The organism is Acetobacter estunensis (assembly GCF_019083805.1).
Classification (GTDB): Bacteria; Pseudomonadota; Alphaproteobacteria; order Acetobacterales; family Acetobacteraceae; genus Acetobacter; species Acetobacter estunensis_A.
This window is the reverse complement of the sequence record NZ_JAHRDV010000105.1, coordinates 1-448: the sequence shown is the minus strand read 5'-3', so window position 1 is coordinate 448 and position 448 is coordinate 1. Positions and strand designations below refer to the sequence as shown.

1 protein-coding gene is annotated in these 448 nt (G+C 56.9%); it reads left to right on the top strand.

The annotated features are described in order from the left end of the window. Positions 1-130: 130 nt before the first annotated feature. Positions 131-448: flavoprotein (locus KUA11_RS17160; RefSeq protein WP_302480905.1), on the top strand; the 318-nt coding region annotated here is incomplete at its 3' end.

The window sequence follows — 448 nt, the reverse complement described above, 5'->3', positions numbered from 1 at the left end:
CTTTGGGAGAGATCGACGCCCCGATTTTGTTCTTGCGTAGCGCCTCGCAAAGTGGAGCGCAGGCAAAGACACGACGCCGTAGAGATTGTGATAAAATAGCCGCCTTTCAAAATCACCCAACAGGAAAGACATGATGAGCCTGGCCGGTAAAAAAATTGTTCTCGGCGTTAGCGGCGGTATCGCTGCGTATAAAACGCCGGAGCTGGTACGCCGTTTACGTGACCGCGGCGCTGACGTGCGCGTGGCAATGACCGAGGCGGCAAAAGCCTTTATTACCCCCCTGAGCTTACAGGCAGTGTCGGGTTATCCGGTGTCCGACAGTCTGCTTGACCCTGCCGCCGAAGCCGCGATGGGGCATATCGAGTTGGGGAAATGCGCCGACCTGGTTATTCTTGCCCCCGCGACCGCCGATCTGATCGCCCGTGTAGCATCGGGTATGGCTAATGAT